Origin of the sequence: Nocardiopsis metallicus, assembly GCF_014201115.1 — a bacterium.
Lineage (GTDB): Bacteria > Actinomycetota > Actinomycetes > Streptosporangiales > Streptosporangiaceae > Nocardiopsis > Nocardiopsis metallicus.
In genome coordinates, this window is sequence record NZ_JACHDO010000001.1 from 3499084 (window position 1) to 3525785 (window position 26702).

The window sequence follows — 26702 nt, forward strand, 5'->3', positions numbered from 1 at the left end:
ACTCGTCCCCGCGTCCGCGGGGGCAGTCCCGGGGGGCGGCGGGAGGCCGGACTCGCCCTGTGCCGCCCCGGGCAGCTCACACCCGAGAAAGCCTTCACCCGCGCGTGGCTGAAGTTCAGGCGGGGTGGGTTCCCGGCTGATGTGAGAGCGCTCTCCGCAGTGGTTCGCCTTCGGTTCATGCACGCGGCTGGCTCTCCGCTCACCCTGGGCACTCATGCCCCGGACGCACGAGGCGTTCACGCGGACCGCAACCTACGAGTGGATGTTCTGGGACGCCGCCTGGCGCCAGGAGACCTGGCCGCACTGGCCGCGGGTCGGGTGTTGCGTCCTGCCGGGCGGGCCCCGATTGCATAGGCTGGCTCGATGACTGAGCTACCGCACAGCTGCGACGTCGTGATCGTGGGCGCGGGACTCGCCGGCCTGGTGGCAGCGGCCGACCTCACCGACGCTGGACTGGACGTGACAGTCCTGGAGGCGGAGGACAGGGTCGGCGGCAGGGTCGGCGGTTGCCTGGTGGACGGCTACGTCCTGGACCGCGGCTTCCAGGTCCTCAACACCGGATACCCCGCTGTACGCCGCCGCCTCGACCTGGATGCGCTGGAGCTCCGTGCCTTCCCCAAGGGTCTGGCCGTGCGCACCGACCAGGGCCTGCTCCGGCTGGCGGCCTCCCCCTCCGCGGCTCTGTCCTCGCTGTCCCTGCTCTCCGGCCGCACCGTGCGGACCACGGATCTGTTCCGGCTCATGGGAATGGTCGCGGAGAGCGCGCTGCTGCCCGCCGATCGGCTCAAACAGCGCCCCGAGACGGACACGCTCACCGAGCTCCGACGGCGAGGACTGGGCAAGCGTGCCGTGAACACCCTGGTTCGCCCTTTTCTCAGAGGTGTCTTCCTCGACGAGGGCCTCTCGACCTCGAACCGCGTCAACAGCCTGGTCTGGCGTTCGTTCGCCCGGGGAGCCCTGACCGTCCCGGCGGCAGGGATGCAGGCCGTCCCGGAGCAGTTGGCGCACAAGGCCCGTGGGGCGTCCATCCACCTGGGCGCCAGGGTGCGCTCGGTCGAGCCCGGCCGGGTCGGCACCGGGGAGTCCACCGTGCGGGCACGAGCCGTCATCGTGGCGGCGGGGCCGGCCCAGGCACGGCACCTGCTCCCCTCCCTGGACACACCGGCCACCCACGCGACCACCACCTACTTCCACACAAGGCCCGTCACAGCGGACGAGGATCCGCTCCTGCACGTCGACGGCCGCACCCACAGCAGCGGGGTCCGGCTGTCCGGTGTCATGGTGATGACCGCCACCGCGCCCTCCTACGCTCCGCCGGGCAGGTCTCTCATCGCCTCATCCGTCACCGGGTCACAGCAACCGGAGGAAGCGGTGGTGCGTGCCGAGGCCGCCCGTCTCCTCGGCACGCACCACGGGCACTGGGAACACGTCCGCACCGTGCACGTGGCCGACGCCCTGCCCGCGGCGCCTCCGCCCCGGGGAGACCTGCGGCTGCCGGTGCGCCTGGGCGACGGCGTCTACGTGACAGGCGACCACCGCGACACCCCCTCGATCCAGGGTGCCATGGTCAGCGGTGAGCGGGCCGCCGCGGCGGTACTGGCCGACCTGGCGGGCGGCGGGCGGCAGGGCTGAGAAGGGCCTCGGGCAACGGGCGGGGCGGGCGAGCTCAGGCGCCGCTTCGGGGAAACGTGCCCGGCCGGGGTCGGCCGACAGGGGCTCGGGCAGTTCGCGCTACTCCTGACGTCCGCGCACCACGGCCACCGGGCAGCGGCTGTACGAGATCACGTTCCGGCTGACCGACCCCAGAAGCAGACCCGCGAAACCGCCCAAGCCGCGGGTGCCGACCGCCAACAGGTCGCAGTCCTGTGACAATTCCGACAGCACCTGGACGGGGTGCCCCTGCTGGGCGACCTCCTCGACCCGCACCCGCGGCCAGCGCTCCCGGCGGGCGGAGACCGCTTCAGCCAGCCTCCCGCGTGTCCACTCCAGGGCTTCCGGAGCGAGCGGGCCCGTTTCCCCCCGGGTGCTCGCGCATTCGGAGGCTCCGCCGTTCCCCCTCCTGGTAGACCGACACCGCGCGAAGCACCGCTTCCCGGGTGTCGGCCTCGGCGAACGCCCATTCCAAGGCCTCTCCGGCTTGGTCGGACCCGTCGACCCCGACCATGACCCGTCCGAGCACGGGGCCGGGTTCCCTCTCCGGTACCACGACGACCGGGCACGAGGCGGCGACCAGGAGTGCCATCGCCATGGATCCCGGAAGCACCGTGTCGACGGCTTTCATACGGCCCGCGCCGACGACGAGCGTGTGGGCCGTGTGGGTCTCGAGCAGCAGCATCGGTTCGGGTTCGGCGGTGAAGCGCTCCGTCTCCACCTCCAGCCCGGGTACGCGCTCCAACGCCCGGTGCCGTGCCCGGTCGATGACGCGCCGCGCGTATTCGTCCACGTCGAAGCCGGGTAGGCCGCGGGGCAGCGAGTGGTGAAGGGGCCAGGTGAAGGCGTAGACGACACGGAGGGGGAGTCCTCGCCTGCGGGCTTCGTCAGCTGCCCAGTCCAGGGCGCGCTCACTCGAAGGTGATCCGTTGTACGCGGCCACGATGGCCCCGCGAGTTCGAGGAGTCATTCCCACTCCCAACCGTCATGTGTGACTCGCACCTGATCGTACGAGTGCGCGAGGTGCCCGGCCAGGGGCCGGAGTCCCGGTTAGAGAAGCCGAACGTCGTGTGCGCCGTCTCGGGGCCAGCCACCGCCCACCCGACGTCCGGTGATCCTCGCGGGGACGATACGAACGAAGAGGTCGAGGTCGCCTCCCGCCCACGGGCGGACGGCCCCCCGGTCGCGCAGTTCCGACGCCGTCTCCCCGGTGAGGGGCTCGGCCCGCCCGGCTATCAGCACGCTCCAGCCCTCACTCATGGCACCGTCGACGCGGTCGACCTCGAACGCGACGTCCGCGGGCAGGTGCCGTGCGATGAGGCCCCGGTCGGCGGTCCGGAAGACGACGGCCCCGTCCCGGACGAGATAGTTGACCGGAAGGATGACCGGGGCGGCTCCGCCCTCGGCGACGAAGCCGACCCGGCCCACGCCGCCGGAACTGATGAGTTCCCTGCACTCGCGTTCGGGAAGCGCGGTGACCACGGGAAGGGGTATGGCCGTGCTCGCCGCGCCCGGCGGGACCCTGGTGTCGGCACCCAGGAGGTGGTCCTGGGTCGTGTGGAGAGCACCGGCCAGCCGGTAGAGCGCCTGCCTGGTGATCCTGGGCGCGTGTTCTTCCAGGTAGGCCACGTATCCGGGGCTCATTTCAGCGCGCTCGGCAAGCTCTTCCCTGCTCATTCGCAGTTCAGCGCGCAGGGCGGCCACCCTGCGCCCGAAATCACCGCCGGTGGGTGCGTCGTCTTCTTCCAGCATGCACAAGCCCCTCCCCGTTCCGGAGGCTGCCCTGCGGCCTCCTCGGTCCCAGTGTTCCCACTTCTGGGCGGCGGACGCGTCCGGTGCCGCCTGTGCCCCCTACCGGCGGATACCGGCCATTGCCCTGCCCTACTGGGCGTGAGAGGCCGGCGATGGAAGACTTCACCACGGACGGCACCGTCCACAACGCTCACGGAGGAGAGTCAGCGATGGTTGATGACGGGTTGACCGAACCGAAGGTGGTGGTGGGGATCGACGGGTCGCCGACGGCCTCCGCGGCACTGCTGTGGGCCGCGGCCGAGGCCGGTCGACGCGGCCGGTCCCTGCACGTGGTGTACGCACTGGCGATGCCGCTGGTGATGTCCGTCTACGCGGGACCCACCCGGTTCCCCCGCCGGAGGAGGTCACCGAGCAGGGCCGCCGGGTCCTGACGGAGGCGGCCGGGCACGTGCACGCCCAGTACCCGGAACTACGGGTGGAGGAAGTCCTGGCCTTGGAGGACCCGGCCACCGCTTTGTTGCGCCGGAGCTCGTCCAAGGACCTCCTGGTCGTGGGTTCGCGCGGTCTGGGCGCGGCGCGTTCGGCGCTGGACGCCTCGGTGAGCGTCAGGCTGGCGGCACGGGCCGACTGCCCGGTGGCGGTGGTCCCCGGCACCGCGGAGGCGAAGCCCTCTGCTCCACCGCGCCGGATCGTCGTGGGTGTGGACGGCTCCGAGAACTCCAGGCAAGCGCTGGCCTTCGCCCTGCGGGAGGCCGCGCGGACCGAGGGCGGCTCGGTCGTGGTGGTGCACAGCTGGCAGGTGCCGCTGCCCTTCCACTCCGAGGCTCTGGCCCAGGGCGGCTGGTCCCCTCCGGACGATCTCCTGGACCTCCGGTCCCAGGAGATGGTGGCGGACATGCTGGCCCAGGTCACCGACGGCGGCACCGAGGGTGTGGGGGTCTCCGTCGTGCGCAGTGGCAAGGACCCGGCCGAGGCCATCGTCGAGGCGGGGGCCGACGCGGACCTCATCGTGGTCGGTTCCCGGGGACGGGGCAGCGTGCGCGGCCTGCTGCTCGGCTCGGTGAGCCAGAGCGTGCTGCACACCGCGACCGTTCCGGTCGCGGTGCTGCCCAAGCGTCCCCGCTCGCGAAACTGACGGGGTCCTCGCGCCCGGGGAGGTTCCGGCGGGGCCGCTGAGCGAACGGCCCCCAACCGTCGGGGACGGCCTCGTGCCGCTCACCGGTGTCCCGGGGCCCGGGACACCGGGCCCCGGGCGCGTTCACCCGGCCCGGGGAACGCCCTCAGACCCGGAGGAGTTCTCAGTGGTGAGCGGGTCGCGCGGCGAGAACAGAAAGGCGCCCTCCCTCCTGGAAACCCGCTCCCTGAGGGAGCGCGCTCGCCGCGACCTCGCGCTCCGGCCCGTCCAGCCGACGCCGTTCGGCGTGTCCTCGTTCGGGGGCCCGGACGGATCCGCGGCCTCATCCCCCGCCATCAGCCGAGGAGCCCGATGTCCCAGCTGCACCCCGACCTCTCCCGAGTCCGCTTCCTGCCCGCGCTGTCCTTCGGGCCGCGCACGGCACTCCTGGCCCAACGACTCACCGCCCGCATGCGGCCGGGACGGACACCCGCTGATCTGTCGATCGAGGAACACACCGCCCCGGGCCCCGAGGGCTCGCCGCCGCTGAGCCTTCGGGTCTACCGCCCCCGCTCTCCGACGGCGCCCTCCCCCGCACTGCTGTGGACCCACGGCGGCGGGTACCTCTTCGGCAGCCCCGTGCAGGACGAGAGGGGGAGCATCGAGTTCGCCCGGGAACTGGGCATCACCGTGGTGGCCCTCCGGTACCGCAAAGCACCCCAGCACACGGCCCCGACAGCCGCCGAGGACGCCTACTCCGCTCTCTCCTGGACGGTGGACAACGCCGACCGGCTGGGCGTCGACCCCGGTCGGGTCGCGATCGGCGGAGCCAGTGCGGGCGGCGGGATCACCGCGTCGCTGGCCCTGATGTGCCACGACCGGGGCGGCCCCAGGCCCGTCTTCCAGCTCCTCGTCTACCCGATGCTGGACGACCGCACCGCAGTCCGCACCGACCTGGACGGACTCGGCGTCCGCATGTGGTCGGTGGCCAGTAACCGCTACGCCTGGCGTGCCTACCTCGGCGAGGCCCCCGGAGGCGGGGAAGTCTCCTCCTACGCGGCCGCCGCCCGACGGGAGGACCTGTCCGGCCTGCCCCCGGCCTGGATCGGAGTGGGCACGCTCGACCTCTTCCACGACGAGGACCTCGCCTACGCCGACCGCCTGCGCGCGGCCGGGGTGCCCTGCCGGACGACCGTGGTACCGGGGGCCTTCCACGGGTTCGACACCGTCTTCCCCAAGACGGGTGCGGTCCGCGAGTTCCGCCGCGCACAGACCGAAGCGCTCCGTTCGGCCTTCGAAGAGAGCGCTCCCCCACCCCCTGACCACACGGGAACGCCCCGCTGAACACCCCGCCCGCACCACCGGCACCGCACCGGCAGGCATGTCGGCGACTCCAAAAAGTAATGGAAACACTACAATCTGCCGTGACCCCCGTCCGCGCGGGCACCCGCTCCGGGCGGGGCCGCGCCGGTGCCGACGACCTGAGGAGCACAGAATGCGGGCCACGAAGGTAGCCGACTGGGACGACCTGGTAGCGCTCCAGCCCGCCCACGCACTGATCTCCAACGTGGACCTGGCCGTGATCCGTCTTGCCGAGGCAACTCATACCGAGGGCGCCGAAGGAACCGAAGACGCCCGGGCCGAGGCCGTCCACGACACCCAAGGCACAGGAGCCAGCGACGGCCGAGACCTGGTCCGGGTCCTCTACGGACGCTGCCAGCACCGGGGCGCGCTCATGTCCGACGCCACGGTGCACGGCAACCGGCTGGTCTGCGGAGTGCACGGCTCCACCTACGACGTGCGCAGCGGCACCAACCTCTACTACCAGGGCGCGGACCTGAAGCGGTTCGATGCCTGGGTCGGGGACGGCGGGGTCTGGGTGGACGCCGACGAGGTCCTGGCCTGGGAACGGGACAACCCGCAGAACTATGACCGCTCCGCCTACCAGGGCGCCTACGCAGACTTCAAGGGAACCCCGGACGAGCCGTTCAACGGTCAGATCCACCGTCTGGCCTCGGACGGGCTGTCCGAGGTGGGTCACCACGGGCAGGTGGAGGCGATGGGGGTGCCCCGGAGCAGGCTCCCCTCCTGGGACGACCTCCAAATCATCACCGCACAGCTGCACACACCGCCGCTGCTCGACGACCACCCGGTGGGTACCCGGGTGGTGATCGGCCCCAACGCCCGGCGACCGCTGGTCCTGGACATCCCGGTCCTGGTGTCGGACATGAGCTTCGGCGCGCTCTCCGCGGAGGCCAAGACGGCCCTGGCCAGGGGTGCCGAGCTGGCGGGCACCGGCATCTGCTCCGGTGAGGGCGGGATGCTCCCGGAGGAGCAGCGGGCGAACAGCCGCTACTTCTACGAGCTCGCGTCCGCCCGATTCGGCTATTCGCTGGACAAGGTCGTCCGCTGCCAGGCCTTCCACTTCAAGGGCGGGCAGGCGGCCAAGACCGGCACCGGCGGCCACCTGCCGGGGCACAAGGTGAGCGGACGGATCGCCGAGGTGCGCGAGCTGCCGGAGGGCGAACCGGCGGTCTCCCCGGCCCGTTTCCCGGACCTGGTCTCCGTCTCCGACTTCCGCCGGGTGGCCGAGGAGGTACGCCAGGCCACCGGGGGCGTCCCGGTCGGGTTCAAGCTCTCCGCGCAGCACATCGAACGCGACCTGGAGGCGGCGCTGCAGATCGGGGTGGACTACGTGATCCTCGACGGCAGGGGCGGTGGCACCGGGGCGGCACCGTTGCTGTTCCGGGAGAACATCTCGGTGCCGACCATCCCCGCGCTGGCCCGGGCCCGGCGCCACCTGGACCGGTTGGGCCGCGGCGACGTCACCCTGATCATCACCGGCGGCCTGCGGGTACCGGCCGACTTCGTCAAGGCGCTGGCCCTGGGCGCGGACGCGATCGCCGTCTCCAACTCCGCGATCCAGTCCATCGGCTGCCTGGGCATGCGCGCCTGTCACACCAACAACTGCCCCGTGGGCATCGCCACCCAGCAGCCGCACCTGAGGGAGCGTCTGCCCGTGGCGGAGGCGGCCGAGCGCCTGAACCGGTTCCTGCGGTCGTCGGTGGAACTCATGCAGGTGATGGCCCGTGCCTGCGGCCACGACCACCTGGGCAAGCTCAACCGGAACGACCTCGTGGCGTGGAAGCGCGAACTCGCCGACCTGTCCGGGGTCGCCTACGGCGGTGTCGGCGCCTGAGGCCCACCCGAGCGGTACTCCACCCCCTGCCCTCGCCGCCCGCGCCCCAGAAGAACGTCGTCCCCCCTTCCGTGCGCCCCCGCCTTCGTCGTGGTCACCATGACGGTTCCCGCCACGGCCACCCCGTACCTACTGTCCAACACCTCCGCACACACCGTGCTCCTCCGCCTGACCCTCATCGCGCCGCCCTGCTACACCGGGGCGCGGCGACCCCGTGGTGGGGGATCCGCCGGAGCGCCCAGAACGCCGAACGGGCTGAACAGGAGCCCCGGTCGTCCTTCTGAACCGCGTTCTCTGGCCTGAGCCCTGCGGGCCGGACCTTCCAAGCTGGGCGGATTCTCCAGACACCTCCCCCGACCTCACGAAATCGCACGGAGCCGTGCGGGCCGCCCCAGCCGCACGCGCCCTCGGCCCCTCTCGTTAGGGTTCCCATGGCCCTACCTGGGCACCGCACCCATGAAACGGTCCCAGGCACGGCCACCCGCAGCACCGGGCAGTACCGGCAACGGCGCCGGGCCACGCAGCAGCGCGTCACAGAGTCCAGGAGGCATCCGGCATGTTCGAGAAGATACTGGTGGCCAACCGCGGTGAGATCGCCATCCGCGCGTTGCGCGCGGGGCACGAGCTGGGGGCACGCACCGTCGCCGTCTTCCCCCACGAGGACCGCCACTCGCTGCACCGGCTCAAGGCGGACGAGGCCTACCAGATCGGCGAACCCGGGCACCCCGTCCGCGCGTACCTGTCGGTCGACGAGATCGTCCGCGCGGCGCGGGAGGCCGGCGCCGACGCCGTCTACCCCGGGTACGGCTTCCTTTCGGAGAACCCCGAGCTGGCGCGGGCCTGCGCCGAGGCGGGCATCACGTTCGTGGGCCCGCCCTCCGAGGTACTGGAGCTGACCGGGAACAAGGCGACCGCCATCGCCGCCGCCAAGCGGGCGGGCATCCCGGTCCTGGACTCCACCGAGCCCTCCACCGACGTGGACGGCCTGGTCAGCGCTGCCGAGGAGATCGGCTTCCCGGTCTTCGTCAAGGCCGTGGCCGGCGGCGGCGGCCGGGGCATGCGCCGCGTGGACACCCGTGCCGCCCTGCGCGAGTCCATCGAGGCCGCCATGCGCGAGGCCGAGACCGCCTTCGGCGACCCCACGGTGTTCCTGGAACGCGCCGTGGTGGACCCGCGCCACATCGAGGTGCAGATCCTCTCCGACGGCGAAGACGTCATCCACCTGTACGAGCGCGACTGCTCGGTGCAGCGCCGCCACCAGAAGGTCGTGGAGCTGGCCCCGGCGCCCAACCTCGACCCCCAGTTGCGGGAGCGCATGTGCCAGGACGCGGTGCGGCTGGCCCAGGAACTGGGGTACCGCAACGCGGGCACGGTCGAGTTCCTGGTGGGCCGGGACGGCCAGCACGTGTTCATCGAGCTCAACCCGCGCATCCAGGTGGAGCACACGGTGACCGAGGAGGTCACCGACGTCGACCTCGTGCAGTCGCAGATCCGGATCGCCTCCGGTGAGAGCCTCGCGGACCTTGGCCTTTCCCAGGACGCCATCGTGCTGCACGGCGCCGCCCTCCAGTGCCGCATCACCACCGAGGACCCGGCCAACGGGTTCCGGCCCGACACCGGGACGATCAGCGCCTACCGCTCCCCCGGCGGCTCGGGCATCCGCCTGGACGGCGGGACCGCCGCCGCCGGTTCGGAGGTGAGCGCCTACTTCGACTCCCTGCTGGTCAAGCTCACCTGCCGGGGCCGCGACTTCGCCACGGCGGTGAGCCGCGCCCAGCGCGCGGTGGCCGAGTTCCGGATCCGCGGCATCTCCACCAACATCCCCTTCCTCCAGGCGGTTCTGGAGGACGAGGACTTCCGTCAGGGCCGGGTGACCACCTCGTTCATCGAGGAGCGCCCCCAGCTGCTGACCGCGCGCCCCTCCGCGGACCGGGGCACCCGTCTGCTCACCTACCTGGCGGACGTGACGGTGAACAAGCCGCACGGCGAGCGCCCGCACCTGATCGACCCGGCCGCCAAGCTGCCCGCCGTCCCCGAGGGCGCCCCGCCCGCCGGTTCCAGGCAGCGCCTGACCGAACTGGGCCCCGAGGGGTTCGCGCGCTGGCTGCGCGAGTCCGACACCCTGGGGGTCACCGACACCACCTTCCGCGACGCCCACCAGTCGCTGCTGGCCACCCGGGTGCGCACCCAGGACCTGCTGGCCGCCGCGCCCGCCGTAGCGCACACCCTGCCCGAACTCCTCTCCCTGGAGTGCTGGGGCGGCGCGACCTACGACGTGGCGCTGCGCTTCCTGGCCGAGGACCCGTGGGAGCGGCTCGCCGCGCTGCGTGAGGCCGTGCCCAACGTGGCCCTGCAGATGCTGCTGCGCGGCCGCAACACGGTCGGGTACACGCCCTACCCCACCGAGGTCACCAACGCGTTCGTGCGCGAGGCCGCCGCGACCGGGGTGGACGTCTTCCGGATCTTCGACGCCCTCAACGACGTCGAGCAGATGCGCCCGGCGATCGACGCGGTCCGGGAGACCGGCACCGGACTGGCCGAGGTGGCGCTGTGCTACACCGCGGACCTGTCCGACCCGGCCGAGAAGCTCTACACGCTGGACTACTACTTGAAGCTGGCCGAGCGGATCGTGGAGTCCGGCGCGCACGTGCTGGCGATCAAGGACATGGCCGGGCTGCTGCGCGCCCCGGCCGCCGCCCGACTGGTCAGCGCGCTGCGCAGTGAGTTCGACCTGCCGGTCCACGTGCACACGCACGACACCGCGGGCGGCCAGCTCGCCACCTACCTCGCGGCGGTGAACGCGGGCGCGGACGCGGTGGACGGCGCCGTGGCGTCCATGGCGGGCACCACCTCTCAGCCGTCGCTGTCGGCGATCGTGGCCGCCTTCGACCACTCCGACACCCCCACCGGTCTGTCCCTGGACGCGGTGAACGAGTTGGAGCCGTACTGGGAGGCGGTGCGCCGGGTGTACGCGCCCTTCGAGGCGGGCCTGGCCTCGCCGACCGGCCGCGTCTACCACCACGAGATCCCCGGCGGCCAGTTGTCCAACCTGCGCACGCAGGCCATCGCGCTGGGTCTGGGCGACCGGTTCGAGGACATCGAGGCCATGTACGCCGCCGCCGACCGCATGCTGGGCCGGCTGGTGAAGGTGACCCCCTCCTCCAAGGTGGTGGGCGACCTGGCCCTGCACCTGGTGGGCGCGGGGGTCTCACCGGAGGAGTTCGAGAAGGACCCGGACCGGTTCGACGTACCGGACTCGGTGATCGGCTTCCTCCGCGGTGAGCTGGGGGTTCCCCCGGGCGAGTGGCCCGAGCCGTTCCGCACCAAGGCGCTGCGCGGGCGTGGTGAGCCCCGGGCCACCGCCGAGCTGAGCGAGAAGGACCGCGCCGGGCTCGCCGAGGAGCCGCGCGCCACCCTGAACCGGCTGCTGTTCGCGGGCCCCACGAAGGAGTTCGAGTCGCACCGCGCCGCCTACGGCGACACCAGCGTGCTGGACAGCAAGGACTTCTTCTACGGTCTGCGCGAGGGCGAGGAGCACGTCGTGGACCTGGAGCCGGGCGTGCGCCTGCTCATCGGGCTCCAGGCGGTGAGCGAGGCCGACGAGCGCGGGATGCGCACCGTCATGACCACTCTCAACGACCAGCTGCGGCCGCTGCACGTGCGGGACCGGTCGCTGGCCTCGGACGCCCCCGAGGCGGAGAAGGCCGACCGCAACGACCCCGCACAGGTCGCGGCGCCCTTCGCCGGTGTGGTCACCCCGGTCGTGGCCGTGGGTGAAGAGGTCGAGGCCGGTGACACGGTCGCCACGATCGAGGCGATGAAGATGGAGGCCTCCATCACCGCCCCGCAGGCGGGTGTGGTCTCCCGACTGGCCGTCGACGGCGTCCAGCGCGTGGAGGGCGGCGACCTGATCGTCCACCTGGGCTGAGGCAGTCCGTCAACCCATAGGTCCCCGGGCGGCCGCCGGTCACGACACCGCCCGGGGCACCTCTCCGACCCCACCAGCAGCAACACGCAAAGCCTGACCCGGCAGGCGTTCCCGAACGGATGCCGGTACCGGTAAGGGCTTTGCGAACGCAAGTCCCGTCGGCCAGACTGGTCCCGCCCAGCCCCCCGGCCCGGATCGGACCAACCATGAGCACCCCCTCTGTCCCCGCAGGCGTCGACCTCTCCGCCCCGCACTCGGCCCGGGTATGGAACTACTGGCTCGGCGGCAAGGACAACTACCCCGTCGACCGGGAACTCGGCGACCAGATCCTGCGCATCCACCCCAAGATCGCCGTCGACGCCCGCGCGGGCCGCGCCTTCCTCGTGCGCACCATCACCCACCTGGCCCGTGAGGAGGGTGTGCGGCAGTTCCTGGACGTCGGGACGGGGCTGCCCACCCACCAGAACACCCACGAGATCGCCCAGGCCGCGGCCCCCGACGCCCGGGTCGTCTACGTCGACAACGACCCCATGGTGCTCGCCCACGCCCGCGCGCTGCTGACCGGCACCGCGGAGGGCGCCACCGAGTTCGTGGACCAGGACCTGCGCGAGACCGACCAGGTCCTGGCCCGCGCCGGCGAGCTCCTCGACCTCGACCGGCCGGTGGGGCTGTCCGTCATCGGCACCCTCGGACACATCCCCACCCTGAAGGAGGCCGTGGACATCGTCCGCGCCTACCTGGCGGGGCTGCCCTCCGGCAGCTTCCTGGTGGTGGCCGACGCGGTCCTGCCGAAGGAGGGCAGCGCCGCGGACGCCCTGGACGAGTGGAACAAGGAGGCCGCCCTGGCCTACCGGGGGCACACCCCCGCGGAGTTCGCGTCCTACTTCGAGGGCCTGGAACTGCTGGAGCCCGGAATCGGCCCCAGTCCCCTGTGGCGTCCGGAGCCGGTCGACGTCGGCGACACACCGGACACCGACATGTACGGCGCGGTCGCCCGCAAACCATGACCGGCCCTCGGTCGAGAGCGCTCTCCCCGAAGCAGCGGCCCGGCTGCGGCAGCTTCGGAGAAGGATCGGGACCGGGCTCGCCTCAGACCGCCCGGACAGGGCTCAGCCGGGTGGCTCCCCTCGCGCTCTTCGACCTGGACAACACCCTCGCCGACCGCGCGGAGGGGCTGCGCTCCTGAGCGGTGGAGTTCTGCGCCGAACACGGGATCCCCGGAGAGGAGGTCCCGTGGATCGAACGGGCCGACGGCGACGGGCTCGTCCCCAAGGAGGACTTCTTCGCACAGGTCCGGGAGCGGTACGGGCTGAAGGATTCCGTGGCACAGCTGTGGTCCCGCTACCGGGAGCGCCATCCGGCGCTGGTCCCCGCATGTGCCGGTGCGCTGGAGGGGCTCCGCTCACTTCGGCAGGCGGGCTGGCGCACCGGCGTGGTCAGCAACGGCTTCGCCGACGTCCAGTGCCGGACCCTCACGCACAGCGGTGTCGCCGAGCAGGTCGACGCCTGGGCCGTCTCCGGTGCGGAGGGGGTCCGCAAACCGGGGCGGCGACTGTTCGAGATCGCGGCGCGGCGGTGCGGGGCAGCGCTCGGGGACGGCGGGTGGATGGTCGGCGACAGCCCGATGGCGGACGTGGTCGGCGGCCGAGGGGCCGGGCTGCGCACCGTCTGGATCGATCGCGGACGTCCCTGGCCCGCGAAGCTGCCCGCACCGGACCACTCCGTCGGCGACGTCCGAGAGGCATTCGTCCTGCTGTCCGGGTGAAGCACGGGCGCGGCGTCGACCCCCGGGTGGGTTCGTACGATGGTGGACGACCTCAACCTCGCGGGAGAGCCCGCTGCGAAAGGACTTCCGGTGACTGACGCACCAGAACGCGCACTGGTCGTGATGGCCCATCCCGACGACGCCGACTTCTCCTGTGCCGGGACCGTGGCGCTGTGGGCCGAGGCCGGGACCGAGGTGGTCTACCTGATGGTCACCGACGGCGAGGCGGGCGGGGACGAGCTCACCCTGGACAGCTCGGAGATCGCGGCGATGCGCAGGGAGGAGCAGCGGCGGGCCGCCGCCGAGGTCGGGGTCAAGGACGTGCGTTTCCTCGGTTACCCGGACGGGAGGGTGGTGGCCTCCCTCGACCTGCGCCGCGACATCGCCCGGGTCATCCGGCAGGTGCGGCCCGAACGCGTGGTCACCCTCAGCCCCGAACGCGACTGGGACAGCATCGCCGCCAGCCACCCCGACCACATGGCCGCCGGGGAGGCGGCGATCAACGCGGTCTTCCCGGACGCGCGCAACCCGCACGCACACCGCGAACTCCTCACCGAGGAGGGACTGGCCCCGTGGACGGTCGCCCAGGTGTGGGTCGTCGGCGGGCCCAAGCCACACCACCCCTCGGACATCACCGACGTCTTCGAGCGCAAGATGGCGGCGCTGGCCGCGCACGAGAGCCAGATCGGGGACATCACCGAACTGGAGCCGATGGTGCGCCAGTGGATGGCCGCCAACGCCGCCGAGGCCGGGCTGCCCGCGGGCCGGCTGGCCGAGACCTTCCGCATCATCAACACCGCCTGAGCCGCTCCCAGGGGCTCTCGGAGGGCTCTCGGAGAGCCGGATTGTCCGGGTCCACCGGCCTTCGCCTATTTCACAACCGTGGGCGGCGGACGGTCCCCGGCGGAAGGGAGCCGCGCGACATATCCTCGAACCGTGACGAACACGCTCGACGCGCACAGCCCCGGCGAGGCCGCCGCCCGGGTACGCGAGGTCCTCGGCGCGGGTCCGGTGGTGGCGCTGACCGGTGCGGGGATCTCGACCGACTCGGGCATCCCCGACTACCGGGGCCCGGACTCACCGCCCCGCACACCCATGACCTACCAGGAGTTCGTCGGCGACGCCGACTTCCGGCGCCACTACTGGGCCCGCAACCACATCGGCTGGCGCCGTGTGGAGGAGACCAGTCCCAATGACGGCCACCGCGCCCTGGCCGACCTCGAACGGGCCGGGGTGGTCTCCGGTGTGATCACTCAGAACGTGGACACCCTGCACGATGCGGCCGGCAGTACCCGCGTCATCGACCTGCACGGCCGCTACGACCGGGTGATCTGCCTGGACTGCCGTGCGGTGACCGGCCGCGAGGCGCTGGCCGTACGCCTCACCGAACTCAACCCCGGCTTCGCCGACGAGGTGGCCGACGTCGAGGTCGCGCCGGACGCCGACGCCGTCCTGGCCTGCACCGAGCACTTCCGAGTGGCCGACTGCTCCTCCTGCGGCGGGGTTCTCAAACCGGACATCGTGTACTTCGGCGAGAACGTACCCAAGCCTCGCGTCCTGGAGGCCTACTCGATGGTCGACCACTCGGCCGGGCTGGTGGTCGTCGGCTCGTCCCTGACGGTCTTCTCCGGGCGGAGGTTCGTGAAGCACGCCGCCGATCAGGGCAAACCGGTGGTGATCCTCAACCGCGGCGCGACGCGCGCCGACGACATCGCGACCCTGACCGTGGAGCACGGTTGCTCGGAGGTCCTGCGCGCGCTGGTGGACTCCTACCTCGCCCAGCGGTGAACGGCCCCGGTGGACGTCGGCCGACAAGCCCCTCCCCCTTACAGCACACCGGAACCTACCAGAAGGTACAGTTACGCCACGGCGGAACACGCGCCGGGAAGTCCTCCGGCGCCTGCGGCCCGCCTGCGACGGCGCGTTGCCGCCGGGCAGGGCGCCGAGCGGGAGATGCTCGAAGGACCCTGATCCGGACCGGCTCCCCGCCCCGCCGGCGCGCCGCCCCCGCGGGCACACCCGTGGCGGGCAGACCGGGAGGGCCACGGCTTACGCACACACGGAGGTTCGCGTGCCCATCAGCAACAGGAACGTCCTCGTTTCGGGGGGCGGTGTGGCCGCGAGCGCGCTCGCCGTCTGGTTGGCCCGAGGGGGTTTCGCCCCCACCGTCGTCGACCCCGCCCGGGGGGCACGGTCGAAGGGTGCCCATGTCGAGGTCTCCGGCCCGGGGATGGCCCTCCTGGACCGGATGGGGGCGGGCGAGGCGGTCCGCGCGCTGGGCGCCCCCGTCGCGGAGGTGCACACCCACGTCAGCGGACGCCGGGAACCGGTGCGGGTACCCGGCGAGCCCGGGTGCCTGACCGTCCGCCACGACCACCTGGTCGGCGCCCTGCGCGAAGAGGCGGAGCAGGCCGACACCGGCCAGGTCAAGTACCTGCCCCGGGACACCGTCACCGCGCTGGAGCAGGACGAGGAGGGCGTGGACGTCGCCTTCGCGAACTCACCCGGACGCCGCTTCGACCTCGTCGTCGGCGCGGACGGGCCGCACTCCCCGGTCCGGGCCCTGGCCTTCGCCGGACCGGACGCGAACCACCTGCGCTACCTGGGCGCCAACACGGCGGTCTTCGAGACCCGCAACATCCTCGGCACCGACAGCGCCATGGCCTGGCACATGTGGCCGCACCGGGGCTGTGTGGTCACGACCCTGCCCGGCGCAGACCGCGCCGAGGCGGTGTTCCTGATGCGTGACCGCTTCCCGGTCCGCGAGGGCTCCCTGGATCGGAGCGCTCGGCAGAGGCTGGTGGAGGAGTTTTTCGGCCAGGACGGCTGGAAGGTGCCCGAACTGCTGCGCGCCATGGGTGAGGGCGACCTCAAGATCGCCCCGGCGACGCAGGTCAGGATGGATGTGTGGGCGCACAACCGGGTGGTGTTGGTGGGCGACGCCGCCTATGCTCCGGGCCCGTTGAGCGGGCAGGGTCCGGCGATGGCTCTGATGGGGGCCCTGGCACTGGCCGGGGAGCTGGTGGCCGCGGAGGGTGACCACGACCGCGCCTTCTTCTCCTATGAGGCCGCGGTGCGGCCCTCGGTGCGCGAGGCCCAGGCCGTGGCCCCGTACGTGATCGACAGCGTGGCGCCCGAGACCGGCCGCTACGAGACGTGGATCCGGGAGCGGGCCGAGGTCGCTCTGGCCAGGGGCACCCAGATGATGGGACGGCTCGGCCTTCGCCCGCCCCTGGACACCACGGGCAGGGAGTTCGCCGTGGAGCGTTACGCCAGCGTCCTCGACGCCTGAGATCCCGCTCCGCACGAGCCCGCGAGCCACCTCGGGACAGCCACCCAGGACTCGACCGCGCGCCCCCGAACCCCAGCGGCCCGTCGCCGAGAAGGCAAGCCGCCCGCGCTGAGGCCTGAGCCCGACAGCCCTGGCTTCCGGGGGTTCGGAAGACCTCGGCAGAGCGCTCTCCCATGGCCGACCCACGGCGCGGGCCGCCGGTGTCTTCCAACGCTGCTCCTCTGGCACAGGCGCTGGTGGAAGGTGCGAGGCGACCCCTGTTCCCAAGTGCCGCGCGCATGCGTTACGGTAATGGTTATCGTTTTCATTAATGGGAGGGCCTTCCCCGATGAAAGAAGTGACCGCACCCCTGCGCGTGGTCGTGGTCTCCGGGCTGCACCGGCTCGCCCGGCGCAGCACCGTGGACGACCTGATCACCGATGTGCCGGGGTCCATCGCCATCCACCACGACCTCGACGGGATCGCCGAGGGGATCGTCCACCGCGTCACCCGTGACCGGTGGGGGACCCTCGGCCATCACCGTGTCGACCTGGACCATCTGTGCGCCTCCTGCACGCTGCGCGAGGACCTGATCCCCACCCTGCTGGACCTGGCCGAACGCGGCGAACACTCCCTGTGCGTGGTGGAGGCCTGGGACGGGGTCGAGCCCCGCTCGGTGGCCGAGATCGTCGCCTCCCGTACCGAGCTGCGTCTGGCAGCCGTCGTCACCGCGGTGGACTCCGAGCGCCTGCTCCCGGACCTGTCCTGCCACGACGACCTGGCCGACCGGTCACTGGACATCGCCGCGGAGGACGAGCGCACCGTCGCCGAGGTCCTCACCCACCAGGTCGAGTACCCCACCGTGCTCACCCTGCACGGGGCCCGCCACCGCGACGAGGCGAGGGCCCTCATCGAGCACCTGAACCCCGCCGCCGTGGTCATCCCGCCCGGTGGCGGACTGGTAGCCCTCACCGAGGGCCGTTTCGACCCCGAGAGCGCCGCCAACCGGCTCAACCCGGCATGGGCCCAGTACACCGACCTGACCGACGATCGGGTGAGCACCCTCGTGTGGACCCGCAAACGCCCGCTGCACCCGGTCCGGCTGCACGAGTCCCTGGGGCGGATCGTGGCCGCCGGGGTGCGCGGGCGGGGCCGGATCTGGCTGGCCAGCAGGCCCGACACGCTCCTGGTCTGGGACGCCTACAACGACGCCCTGCTCCTGGAGAGCGCCGGCCCCTGGCTGGGCGCGCTGCCCGAGGCCGCCCTCGACATGGTCTCCGAGACCCGCCGCGCCTCCGCCCTCCTGGACTGGGACCCGGTGGTCGGCGACCGCCGCCAGCACCTGGCCTTCACCGGGGTCGACCTGGACGCCGAACGGCTCGTGGAGATCCTCGACTCCTGCCTGCTCACCGACGCCGAAGCCGGGCGCCCCCTGGTCGAGGACCCCTTCGCCGACGCGATCTGAGCCGCGCCCCGGCACCGTTGACACCCCGCAGCACCCAAGACCGACCGGAGGAGGACTCCCTTGCCACCGAAGACCCACCGCGCCAAGGCACGCACGAGCACGCGACGGTTCGCCAACCCTCTGGGCGAAGCCGACCACGTCGACTACAAGGACACCAACCTGCTCCGCAAGTTCATCTCGGAGAAGGGCAAGATCCGCAGCCGCCGGGTCACCCGGGTCACCGCCCGCCAACAGCGGCTGATCGCCGCGGCGGTCAAGAACGCCCGTGAGATGGCCCTGCTGCCGTACCCGTCCTCGACCAAGCAGAGCTGACCTCACGGCGAGCAGGAACCGACACCACCACAGAAACCACAGAACAGGAGGAGAACAACCGTGTCCCGTGTATGCCAGGTGACCGGGAAGGCGCCCAGCTTCGGCAACGCCATCTCCCACTCCCACCGCCGCACCAAGCGCCGGTTCGACCCCAACATCCAGAACAAGCGCTACTGGCTGCCCAGCGAACAGCGCTTCGTGAAGCTGCGGCTGAGCGTCAAGGGCATGCGGGTCATCGACGCCCGCGGCATCGAACGCGTGGTCGCCGACATCCGTGCCCGAGGGGAGAAGGTCTGATGGCAAAGAAGAGCAAGATCGCCCGCAACGAACAGCGCAAGGTGATCGTCGCCCGCTACGCCGAGCGCCGCGCCGAACTCAAACAGCTGATCAAGAGCCCGCACACCGGCGAGACCGAGCGGGCGGCCGCCGTCGCCGAGCTGCGCCGCCAGCCCCGCGACGCCAGCGCCACCCGGGTGCGCAACCGCGACGCCGTCGACGGCCGTCCGCGCGCTCACCTGAGGAAGTTCGGCCTCTCCCGGATCCGGTTCCGGGACATGGCCCACCGAGGCGAGCTGCCCGGGGTTACCAAGTCGAGCTGGTAACCAGCCCGAAAGCCGGGCCGACCGTCTGCGATCCGGTCGGCCCTCCCGGGTTCCCGGGGCTCTCCCTCCCCCGGGATCCCCTCCCCGCCCCGGGAACCCACCCATCGGCCCCAGGCGACCGCTCGACCCGGATGGCCGGTGCGCTTCCAACGCAGGGCCGCGGAGCGGCTCCGCGTCGCGGCACCAGGCGCACGTCAGCGCGCACTTCCCCGGCCACGCACTCCCCCCGCAGTCAGGGAACCACCCTTACCGTGTCCCCGCCGTCAGCTGGCACGAAGTCCGCGCGGCACGTCTCCTCCACGAACCTGCCCCTGCCCGCCTTCCTCAGATCCGCACTCCCACCGCCTCCCGGACACGGCTTCCACGCGTACGCGATGAGGACTCCAACGGCGCACGGGGCGCGGGAGGGACTCCTCCGCTCCCTCACCGGCCGGAGTCACTCCTTGGGCGGGGCCGTGCTGTCGCGCTGGATCAGACGGGTGGCCAGCTCCACCCTGGTGGTCTCGGGCTCGTTGCCGTTGATCAGGTCGAACAGCATGCGGGTGGCCATCTGCGCCATGTCGCGCAGCGGCTGCCGGACGGTGGTCAGCGGCGGGGTGGCCCACCTGGCTTCGGGGAGGTCGTCGAAACCCACCACGGAGACGTCGTCCGGCACGCTCAGGCCGCGCTTGTACAGGACCTCGTAGGCGCCACGGGCCATCTGGTCCGAGCCCGCGAAGATCGCGGTGGGGGGTTCGGGCAGGTCGAGCAGGGCCTCGGTGAGGTCCTTGCCGGTCCCGGCCATGAAGTCGCCGTGGGTGACGTAGCCCTCGGGCACCGCGAGCCCCGCGTCGCGCATGGCGCTGCGGTACCCGTCCACGCGGGCGCGGCTGCACATGACGTCGGGAGGCCCGGCGAGCATGGCGATGCGGCGGTGGCCGAGGCCGATGAGGTGCTCGGTGGCGGTGAGTCCGCCGTCCCAGTTGGCGGCGCCCACCGCGGGGACCTCGCGCGCGGGGTCGCCGACGGGATCCACGGTGACCACGGGGATCCCGAGGGCGTCGAGTTGGGCCTGCTGCTGGGAGGAGAGTTCGGACAGCACCAGGACGACGCCGTCGGAGTGCCTGGCCTGGAGGTTGTCCAGCCACTTGCGGCCCGGCCTGCTGCGTTTGCGGTCGTGCACGGCGGAGACGGCGATCCCGAAACCGGCGTCGTGCGTGACCTCCTCGACCCCGGTGAGGATCTCCATCGCCCAGGGGCTCCCCAGGTCCAGGAAGACGAGGTCGATCAGGCCGACGGGGCGGCGTTCCCGGTGGCGCCTGGGCTGGTAGCGGTGCTGTTCCAGGAGCCGTTCCACCTGGCGCCGCGTGTCGGCGGCGACGTCGAGGTGACCGTTGATCACCTTCGAGACGGTGGAGACCGAAACCCCCGCGTCACCGGCGATCTCGGCCAGGGTGGGGCGTCGCTTCGCCATGTGCCTCCTCGTCGTAGGGGGAACCCGGTTCCCCATGCTCCACTGTGCTGGATTCTATCTCGAAACTTTTCGAGTTTCACACCGCAACCTTCTCGCAATCAAAAGGCCTCTTGACGTGGGGGGCCAGGAGAACCTAGCGTCAGCCTTCCCGAAAGCTATCGGAAACATTTCGAAAGCTTTTGCTTCCCCCCCCCGGAACAACGGAAGAACGGTGTACACGCCATGAGTCGCACCCACCGGATACGTGTGATCGGCAGTACCTCCCTGGCCCTCTCCCTCCTCCTCGCCACCGGCTGCGGAACCTCAGGACCCGGCGGCGGCGACACCATGCAGGTCTGGGCCCTGGAGGACGCCCTCGTCAACGAGATCGTCGAGCGCGGCATCGAGACGCACAACGACGCGCACGAAGTGCCCGCCGAGCTCGTCACCTTCGTCAACGACGCCTACAAGCAGCGCCTCCAGGTGGCGCTGGGCTCCCCCAACGCCCCCGACGTGTTCTTCAACTGGGGCGGCGGCAACCTGTCCCAGTACACCCAGCAGGACCAGGTCCTCGACCTGACCCAGACCCTGGAGGACAACCCCGAGTTCCGGGACTCCTTCCTGCCCAGCGTCCTGGACGTGGCCGAGATCGACGGCTCCTACTACGGGGTCCCGCTGCTGGGGGTCCAGCCGGTCGTCATGTACTACAACAAGCCCGTCCTGGCGGAGGCCGGCCTGGAGCCGCCGGAGACCTTCGAGGACCTCTACGAGGCGATCGACGTCCTCCAGGAGGACGGCGTCACCCCGATCGTCCTTCCCGGCGCGCAGGGCTGGACCCAGCTGATGTGGTTCTCCTACCTGGTGGACCGGGTCGGCGGGCCGGACGTGTTCCAGGCGATCGTGGACGGGGAGGAGGGCTCCTGGGAGGACCCCGCCGTCCTGGAGGCCCTGGAGCTGTGCCAGGACCTGGTCGACCGCGGCGCCTTCGGCAACAACTTCACCTCCGTCGACTATGACAATGGGAGCGCTTCCGCGCTGCTGGCCAACGGCGACTCCGCGATGTTCCTGATGGGCAGCTGGGAGATCTCCCGGCAGTTGGAGGACAGCCCCCAGTTCGTGGAGAACGACGAGCTCGGCTTCACCTCCTTCCCCGTCGTGGAGGGCGGCGCGGGCGAGCCGAACGCGATCGTGGGCAACCCCAGCAACTACTTCTCGGTCAACAGCGACAGCCAGCACACCGATGCGGCGATCGACTTCCTGGTCGAGACCCTGGCCTCCGACGAGTACGTGAGCGATCTGATCGACGTCGGCCAGGTGCCCCCGATCGAGGGCATCGAGGACCAGCTCCAGGAGAGCGACCACGCCGAGTTCGCCACCTTCACCCACGGACTGGTCTCGGACGCACCGACCTTCACCCAGTCCTGGGACCAGGCGCTGGACCCGGCCGCGGCCGAGGCCATGCTGACCAACCTCCAGCTGGTCTTCCTCGGCGACCTCACACCGGAGGAGTTCGGAGCGGCCATGGAGCAGACCCGGTGAGGACCTCCACCACGGAGCGGCCCGGGTTCGCCTGGGTCGCTCCGGCCCTACTGTTCTTCGGCCTCTTCGGGCTGGCACCCGTGGTGGTCGTCGTCTACCTGAGCTTCACCTCGTGGAGCGGGCTGGGCAGCCCGCAGTGGGTGGGGCTGGCCAACTGGTCGGCGCTCCCGGGCGACGGTCAGGTACGCGGCGGACTCGTCATCACCCTGACCCTGACCGCCCTGTGCTGGGCGACCCAGACCCCTCTGGCCCTGGCCTTCGGGGTCTGGTCGGCAGGCCATCAGCGCGTGCGGGCGGTGGTCAGCGCGGTCTTCTTCCTCCCTCTGTTGCTGTCCACCGCCGCCATCGCCCTGGTGTGGAAGGCCCTGCTCGATCCGAACTTCGGGGTCCCCGCACAGGTCAGGGACTGGTTCGGGCTCAGCCACAGCAACGTGCTCGGCCACCCGACACTGGCGCTGTACGCGATCGTGTTCATCGTGCTGTGGCAGTTCCTGCCCTTCCACATGCTCCTCTACCAGGCGGCCGCGAGGCAGGTTCCCCGCTCCCTCTACGAGGCGGCCGAACTCGACGGGGCCTCGGGATTCCAGCGCTTCCTGCGCATCACCGTCCCCCAGCTCCGCCACACGATCATCGCGTCATCGGTGCTGATGCTGGTCGGGTCCATGACCTACTTCGAAACCGTCCTGCTGCTGACCGCCGGCGGCCCGGGCAACGCCACCCGCATCCTGCCGCTGCACATGTACAACCAGGGCTTCGTCGCCTTCGAGATGGGCTACGCGAGCGCCATCGCGGTGCTGCTGGTTGTCCTGGGGACCGGGTTGTCGCTGCTGGTGGTACGGGTGACCGGCTACTCGCGCATGACCAGCCAGAGAGAGGGGATGTGACATGGCCACCGGAACACGGCGCAGGACACCTCCCGAAGCACCGCGCAAGAGTCGCACCGACAGACGGGCCCGGACGCGCAACACCAGGCGTCCGGCCTACGGCGCCGGAATCGGCGCCGCCCTGTGGCTGCTGGTCGTGTGCGTGCCCCTGTACTACCTGGTCGCCACGAGCCTGCGCGGGCCGGGCGACTACATGGCGCAGGGGCCGCTGTCCCTCCCCGAGTCCCTCACCCTGGACAACTACCGCAACGTCTTCGAGGTCGGGTTCCTCGGCTTCCTGACCAACAGCCTGATCGTGGCGTTCGGGGCGATCCTGCTGGTGCTGCTGGTGGCGGTGCCCGCGGCGTTCGCGATCGTGCGCAGCCGCAGCCGCGCGGTCCGGGTCAGCTTCCTGCTGTTCCTGCTGGGGCTGGCGGTACCGGCGCAGGCGGTGATCATCCCGATCTACCTGATCATCACCCGGCTGAACCTGTATGACAGCCTGCCGGCGATCATCCTGCCGACAGCCGCGTTCACGCTGCCGATCTCGATCGTCGTGCTCACCAGCTCACTGCGGGACGTTCCCGGGGAGCTGTACGAGGCGATGGCCCTGGACGGAGCGGCCACCTGGCAGGTGTTCCTCCGGCTGGTCCTGCCGCTGTCACGCCCCGGTGTGGTGACGGTGGCGATCTTCGTCGGCCTCAACGCCTGGAACAACTTCATCTTCCCGCTGGTGCTCACCCAGAGCGCCTCCAACCGGGTCCTGCCGCTGGGGTTGTGGGCGTTCCAGACCCAGTACGGAACGGACGTGCCGGGGCTGATGGCCGCGGTCGTGCTGTCCACCATCCCGATCCTGGCCCTGTACCTGTTCGGGCGCAGGCACCTGCTGAGCGGGCTGGCAGCCGGTTTCGGCAAGTAACCGCGATGCCCCGGGCGGCGGAGGCGGAACCGACGCCGCCCGCCCCGACCACCCCCTCGGTCCTTCCCGACCCCCGGGGCCCGGTTCCCCTCCCGACTCCCGTGCCGGGCCCCGGGCCCTTCCACGCCACACCTTAGAAAGGCCGTGATGACGACCGCTCCCGCCACCGGCAGCCGTACCGGAACCATCACCAATCCGGTCCTGCCCGGCTTCCACCCCGACCCGTCGATCCTGCGGGTCGGCGAGGACTACTACCTGGCGACCTCGACCTTCGAGTGGAGCCCGGGAGTGCTGCTCCACCACTCCCGCGATCTGGTGCACTGGCGCCCGCTCGGCGGGGTCCTGTCCGAGGACCGGCTGCTGGACCTGACCGGACACCGCGACGGCGCGGGCGTGTGGGCGCCCTGCCTGTCCCACGAGGGCGGGACCTTCTATCTGATCTTCACCGACGTGGAGAACTACGCCGAGGGTTTCTGGGACACGCCCAACTACGTGACCAGCGCACCCTCGATCGACGGCCCCTGGAGCGACCCGGCGCCGATCCACGCCAAGGGGTTCGACCCCTCCCTGTTCCACGACGAGGACGGCCGGAGCTGGGTGCTCAGCAGCCTGATGGACTGGCGGCCGGGGCGCCACGACTTCGCGGGGATCGTGCTCCAGGAGCTGGACACCGAGTCGATGCGCCTCCTGGGCGAGCCGAAGGTGATCTTCGAGGGCACTTCGGTGCGGGTCACCGAGGCTCCGCACCTGTACCGCGAGAACGGCTGGTACTACCTGATGACGGCCGAGGGCGGGACCCAGTGGGACCACCAGGTGACGGTGGCCCGGTCCAGGGAGATCACCGGCCCCTACGAGACGGACCCGGCCGGTCCCACGCTGTCCTCGCGCGAGCACCCGTCCCTGCCCCTGCAGAAGGCCGGGCACGGGAGCCTGGTCAGCACCCCCGGCGGCGAGTGGTTCCTGGCCCACCTGACCTCGCGCCCGCTCACCGAACGCGGTCGTTGCGTGCGCGGGCGTGAGACGGCCCTGCAACGGGTGGAGTGGGTGGACGGCTGGCCCCGGGTCGAGGGCGCGGTCCCGCGGGTGCGGGTCGACGGCCCCGACCTGGAACCGCACCCCTGGCCGGAGGTTCCCGACCGCGACGACTTCGACTCCCCGCAGCTGCGCCCGGAGTGGAGCACGCTGCGACGGCACGCGGACGAGGAGTGGGTCTCGTTGACCGAACGCCCCGGCCACCTGCGCGTCCAGGGAGGGCAGTCCCCCTCCGGGACCCGCAAGCCGAGCCTGGTGGCCCGCCGGGTCCAGCACGAACGGTGCTCGCTGGAGACGGTGATGGAGTTCTCCACCGACACCTTCCAGCGGATGGCGGGCCTGACCGCGTACTACAACATGCGGCAGTGGCACTACCTGCGGATCGGGTTCGACGAGCGGGACGGGGTGTTCGCCGGTGTGCTCAGCTCCGACCGCGGTCGGGTGCGCGAGGTGGGCGACCGGGTGGACGTGCGGGGCTGGGAGCGATTCCACCTGCGCGCGGAGATCGACGGGGCGGAGCTGAGGTTCGCCCTGTCCCCGGACGGCCGGGAGTGGACCCCCGTAGGCGGGGTGCTGGACGCGAGCATCCTGTCCGACGACTACGCGGAGGAACGCGCGGCCGACGGCCAGACCGCGACCCTGTGGGGTTTCACCGGCGCCTTCCTGGGGTTGTGGGTCCACGACCTGACCGGCACGGGCTCTCATGCGGACTTCGATTTCGCCACCTACCAGGGCTCCGACGACTGAGAAAGAGGATTCAGAAGGCCCAGGCCTTTACTACGTAGATCCTTAGTAGTCTTGTTGGTGGGGGTCGGCAGGGGCTGACGAGGGTCGTCTGCTGCGACCACACCTGGCATAGTCTCCACCATGGCGTTGGACGAGCTACCGGACTGGCTGCCGCGGTGGTGCCTGGAGCACCTGGGTGCGGCACCCGTGGCACAGCTACTCCGGACGCAGCGGATTTCGACGGTGTTCGGCCTCCGACTGGCCGGCGGCGGCGAGGCCGTGGTCAAGGCCCGCCCGGACGACGGGCGGGCCGACTCGTGCGTGGCGGCGCAGGCGCGACTGGCCGAACGCGGTTTTCCGTGTCCCCGGCCGCTCATACCGGTGGTCCGGGTCGGCGCCCTGGCCGTGCACGCCGAAGAGCACCGCCCCGGCGGCGACATGCTGCACGGGGACTCCCCCGAGAGTGCCGAGCTCTACGCGGAGGTGTTCGCCCGGATCATGACGGGCCTGGACGGGCTGAGCGTCCCGCCGCCGCTACCCAACCCCCGCTGGGTGCGCTGGGACCATGAGGGCCGCGAGTTGTGGCCGACCCTGGCTTTCCTCGACGCCGAGGACCAGAGCGCCGTGCCCGCGCACGTGGTGGACACGGCCGCCCGGGCCCGTGAGAAGCTCCGGTCCGCTGACCTGCCATGCGTGCTCGGCCACGCGGACTTCGAGGCCCAGAACCTGCGCTGGCACGGTGCACGGGTGTGGGCGGTGCACGACTGGGACAGCCTGGCCTGGCAACCGGAGGCCGCGCTGGTCGGCGCGGCCGCCGGAACGTTCGCCACTACCGGGCCACCCGTTCTGGCGCCGGTCGAGAGTTCCGAAGCCTTCCTGACCGCCTACCAGGACCTTCGGGGCCGGGAGTTCACCGCCGAGGAGCTTGAGGTCGCCTGGGCGGCCAGCCTGTGGCCAGCGGCGCACAACGCCAGATGGGAGGCGCTGCACGGCACCGCCCCGCTGTCCACCGGCACCCTCCGCGCCCAGGCGGAGCGGCGCCTCCAGCGAGCGAACGCCTAAGGCCCGCGGCGCGACCGGAGAGCGGACTTCCAGGTGGGTGGCTTGTACGCGGTTGGCTTCGGTTCTCCCGC

At 71.5% G+C, this 26702-nt stretch carries 22 protein-coding genes and 1 pseudogene; 19 read left to right on the forward strand and 4 right to left on the reverse strand.

The annotated features are described in order from the left end of the window. The first annotated feature begins 363 nt into the window (after positions 1 to 363). Positions 364 to 1632, forward strand: coding sequence for an NAD(P)/FAD-dependent oxidoreductase (locus HNR07_RS15260; RefSeq protein ID WP_184365571.1), 1269 nt, complete (start codon positions 364 to 366; stop codon positions 1630 to 1632). 99 nt (positions 1633 to 1731) lie between these two features. Here the strand turns inward: HNR07_RS15260 and HNR07_RS35600 are convergent, their stop codons facing one another. The 3 genes from HNR07_RS35600 to HNR07_RS15270 form a co-directional block, all read right to left on the reverse strand. Beyond that, a complete protein-coding gene (locus tag HNR07_RS35600) occupies positions 1732 to 1989 on the reverse strand; it encodes a universal stress protein (protein WP_312894064.1) in 258 nt (85 codons plus the stop codon). Next, positions 1961 to 2620, reverse strand: a complete 660-nt coding sequence (locus HNR07_RS15265) for a universal stress protein (protein ID WP_281386696.1) — start codon at positions 2618 to 2620, stop codon at positions 1961 to 1963. Before HNR07_RS15265 ends, HNR07_RS35600 begins: the two co-directional genes overlap by 29 nt. Before the next feature lie 80 nt (positions 2621 to 2700). Continuing rightward, a complete protein-coding gene (locus tag HNR07_RS15270) occupies positions 2701 to 3402 on the reverse strand; it encodes a helix-turn-helix domain-containing protein (RefSeq protein WP_184365572.1) in 702 nt (233 codons plus the stop codon). A gap of 209 nt (positions 3403 to 3611) precedes the next feature. Here HNR07_RS15270 and HNR07_RS15275 point away from each other — a divergent pair. The 13 genes and pseudogenes from HNR07_RS15275 to rpsN all read left to right on the forward strand — a co-directional run bounded on the left by HNR07_RS15275 (position 3612) and on the right by rpsN (position 19058). Beyond that, positions 3612 to 4537 (forward strand): annotated as a pseudogene (locus HNR07_RS15275) (universal stress protein). Between the two features lie 351 nt (positions 4538 to 4888). Beyond that, entirely contained in the window at positions 4889 to 5860 is a 972-nt protein-coding gene (locus tag HNR07_RS15280) for an alpha/beta hydrolase (protein WP_184365573.1), read from the forward strand. 151 nt (positions 5861 to 6011) lie between these two features. Further along, positions 6012 to 7715: a glutamate synthase-related protein gene (locus tag HNR07_RS15285; RefSeq protein ID WP_184365574.1), complete on the forward strand. Its 1704-nt coding sequence runs from the start codon at positions 6012 to 6014 to the stop codon at positions 7713 to 7715. 556 nt (positions 7716 to 8271) lie between these two features. Next, positions 8272 to 11643, forward strand: a complete 3372-nt coding sequence (locus tag HNR07_RS15290) for a pyruvate carboxylase (RefSeq protein ID WP_184365575.1) — start codon at positions 8272 to 8274, stop codon at positions 11641 to 11643. A 206-nt stretch (positions 11644 to 11849) separates the two neighbouring features. Beyond that, on the forward strand, positions 11850 to 12650 hold the full coding sequence (locus HNR07_RS15295; RefSeq protein WP_184365576.1) for an SAM-dependent methyltransferase: 801 nt from the start codon (positions 11850 to 11852) through the stop codon (positions 12648 to 12650). 182 nt (positions 12651 to 12832) lie between these two features. Next, entirely contained in the window at positions 12833 to 13408 is a 576-nt protein-coding gene (locus HNR07_RS15300; protein ID WP_184365577.1) for an HAD family hydrolase, read from the forward strand. Positions 13409 to 13498: 90 nt separating this feature from the next. Beyond that, complete coding sequence (locus HNR07_RS15305; RefSeq protein WP_184365578.1) at positions 13499 to 14212, forward strand: PIG-L deacetylase family protein; 714 nt, start codon at positions 13499 to 13501, stop codon at positions 14210 to 14212. A 132-nt stretch (positions 14213 to 14344) separates the two neighbouring features. Continuing rightward, entirely contained in the window at positions 14345 to 15196 is an 852-nt protein-coding gene (locus HNR07_RS15310; protein ID WP_184365579.1) for an NAD-dependent protein deacetylase, read from the forward strand. A gap of 283 nt (positions 15197 to 15479) precedes the next feature. Beyond that, entirely contained in the window at positions 15480 to 16700 is a 1221-nt protein-coding gene (locus tag HNR07_RS15315) for an FAD-dependent monooxygenase (protein ID WP_184365580.1), read from the forward strand. Positions 16701 to 17028: 328 nt separating this feature from the next. After that, entirely contained in the window at positions 17029 to 18144 is a 1116-nt protein-coding gene (locus tag HNR07_RS15320; RefSeq protein ID WP_184365581.1) for a CobW family GTP-binding protein, read from the forward strand. A gap of 60 nt (positions 18145 to 18204) precedes the next feature. Continuing rightward, positions 18205 to 18456 carry a 30S ribosomal protein S18 gene (gene rpsR / locus HNR07_RS15325; RefSeq protein ID WP_184365582.1) on the forward strand — a complete coding sequence of 84 codons (252 nt, stop codon included), beginning with the start codon at positions 18205 to 18207 and terminating at the stop codon, positions 18454 to 18456. 60 nt (positions 18457 to 18516) lie between these two features. Next, the gene (rpmB, locus tag HNR07_RS15330; protein ID WP_026117076.1) at positions 18517 to 18753 is read left to right on the forward strand and encodes a 50S ribosomal protein L28; all 237 of its coding nucleotides are present in this window, start codon (positions 18517 to 18519) and stop codon (positions 18751 to 18753) included. Beyond that, positions 18753 to 19058, forward strand: coding sequence for a 30S ribosomal protein S14 (gene rpsN / locus HNR07_RS15335; RefSeq protein ID WP_017583796.1), 306 nt, complete (start codon positions 18753 to 18755; stop codon positions 19056 to 19058). The genes rpmB and rpsN overlap by 1 nt, the downstream gene beginning before the upstream one ends. Before the next feature lie 436 nt (positions 19059 to 19494). Here rpsN and HNR07_RS15340 read toward each other — a convergent pair whose 3' ends face one another. After that, complete coding sequence (locus HNR07_RS15340; RefSeq protein WP_184365583.1) at positions 19495 to 20511, reverse strand: LacI family DNA-binding transcriptional regulator; 1017 nt, start codon at positions 20509 to 20511, stop codon at positions 19495 to 19497. A gap of 222 nt (positions 20512 to 20733) precedes the next feature. Here HNR07_RS15340 and HNR07_RS15345 point away from each other — a divergent pair, with 222 nt between their 5' ends. The 5 genes from HNR07_RS15345 to HNR07_RS15365 all read left to right on the forward strand — a co-directional run bounded on the left by HNR07_RS15345 (position 20734) and on the right by HNR07_RS15365 (position 26631). Further along, a complete protein-coding gene (locus HNR07_RS15345) occupies positions 20734 to 22029 on the forward strand; it encodes an ABC transporter substrate-binding protein (RefSeq protein ID WP_184365584.1) in 1296 nt (431 codons plus the stop codon). Then, the gene (locus HNR07_RS15350; RefSeq protein ID WP_184365585.1) at positions 22026 to 22913 is read left to right on the forward strand and encodes a carbohydrate ABC transporter permease; all 888 of its coding nucleotides are present in this window, start codon (positions 22026 to 22028) and stop codon (positions 22911 to 22913) included. The genes HNR07_RS15345 and HNR07_RS15350 overlap by 4 nt, the downstream gene beginning before the upstream one ends. A gap of 1 nt (position 22914) precedes the next feature. Further along, positions 22915 to 23811, forward strand: coding sequence for a carbohydrate ABC transporter permease (locus HNR07_RS15355; RefSeq protein WP_184365586.1), 897 nt, complete (start codon positions 22915 to 22917; stop codon positions 23809 to 23811). Between the two features lie 147 nt (positions 23812 to 23958). Beyond that, a complete protein-coding gene (locus tag HNR07_RS15360) occupies positions 23959 to 25590 on the forward strand; it encodes a glycoside hydrolase family 43 protein (RefSeq protein ID WP_184365587.1) in 1632 nt (543 codons plus the stop codon). 120 nt (positions 25591 to 25710) lie between these two features. Beyond that, entirely contained in the window at positions 25711 to 26631 is a 921-nt protein-coding gene (locus tag HNR07_RS15365; protein ID WP_184365588.1) for an aminoglycoside phosphotransferase/kinase family protein, read from the forward strand. Positions 26632 to 26702: the final 71 nt, after the last annotated feature.